General features: G+C 31.8%; 2 protein-coding genes. Both read right to left on the bottom strand.

Features of this window, described 5'->3' with window-relative positions:
* Nucleotides 1-148: 148 nt before the first annotated feature.
* The gene (locus AWE51_RS15145) at nucleotides 149-769 is read right to left on the bottom strand and encodes a hypothetical protein (protein ID WP_066314931.1); all 621 of its coding nucleotides are present in this window, start codon (nucleotides 767-769) and stop codon (nucleotides 149-151) included.
* Nucleotides 770-966: 197 nt separating this feature from the next.
* Nucleotides 967-1,418 (bottom strand): hypothetical protein (locus AWE51_RS15140; RefSeq protein ID WP_232517393.1); only part of this gene is annotated, 452 nt, incomplete at its 5' end.

Raw genomic sequence — 1,418 nt, 5'->3', positions numbered from 1 at the left:
TTGGACAACTCCTTTTAGCAAAGGCTTTGTCCGTCTCTTTGATCAGAATAAAACTCCATAATCCTCGCGTACTCCTCCGAAAAAATTGTCCTTGCGAACTGGACTATTGCATACAACGTTACGTGTATGAATCGTTGTGGCGAAGCCACTATGATTTATACACCTTGTTAGCCACTGTTTTTATTTCTTTTTTTATTATAGAGTCGATTTGATTATCCCTCAATTTTAAATCACTATTTGAGTAAAATCTGATTTTAAAATTATTCATTTTCCATGGTTGCATTCTTTGGGATTTCCAGTTGTTTGGACTTTCCAATTCAATTCGTTGATAATTGTCATCAATTAAATTTATAATTCCAATATTATATTGAAGTTCCATTTTTCTATTAAATGGAAACGAATAATTCAGCTCCGAATTTTTTAAAGTTCCGTCATTTTCAAGTAAAATGAAATAATTGGTTTTCTTATCTCTCAAGTCAATAATAATTTCTCGTTCTGAAAATGAAAAGATTGCAATTCCAACTATTAAAAGCGCTATCTCAATTCCGTTCAGTTTTTTTGCGTTTACTCTGTTAACCAATACTCTATCCAGAATTACAATTAGTAAAACAACTAAAATTCCGAATAAGATTATTGCTCCACCTAAACTTCCTCCACCATTCAAAGTCAATCCATTAATTCCAATCGGAAGTCCAATTAATATCACGATTATTCCCAAAATTGAGAATACAGTGGGATTTTTGAATATTTTTCCGAATATACTTTTCATAAATTGTGGCTAACGCCGAATATATGAATCGGAGCAAGGCAAACATACCTGAACCAATCGATCTATCTGCGCATTTTTATTTCTTATTCAATTTATAAAAATCCAGCGCCACTGCAAAAAGGAAATAACCTTTCGATCTGGCACTAAACTTTGCTCTGATTTTATGTATAGTGTTACCTGCGGGCATTTATTTCACATTATATTTTCAGCCACCATTTGATTGTTTTTAATTTGTCCGATTCCAATTGATTCAGATCTAGGGTTTCCAATTCAGTCAGTTTTATTTTGAGTAAATCGATTCCATAATTTTCTTTTAACCAAAACGGAAATTCTTCAACACTTTTATTCCAATTCGCGAGAGTTGATTTTAGAATTAAATTTAAATCAATTTCGGTTCTAGGTTTTAGTTCAGTCAATATTTTTCCTGCATATTTTTGGTCAGTATATTGCGATTCTTGTCTGTCCGTATTTTCAAATATTTTGATTATTCCCATCACAATAATTTCATCCGAAACCTTGTTCAACTTTTCAGTCAGCTGTCGAATCCTTAGATCTCCTATTTTATCAATTAAGTCAATTGAGGAATAGAATTCATTTTTAAGGTCATCTGATGTTTTTGGAATATTCATTTTTCTGCTTGCAGGTAACG

The organism is Aquimarina aggregata, assembly GCF_001632745.1.
Taxonomy (GTDB): domain Bacteria; phylum Bacteroidota; class Bacteroidia; order Flavobacteriales; family Flavobacteriaceae; genus Aquimarina; species Aquimarina aggregata.
This window is presented reverse-complemented; position numbering and strand designations above follow the sequence as displayed.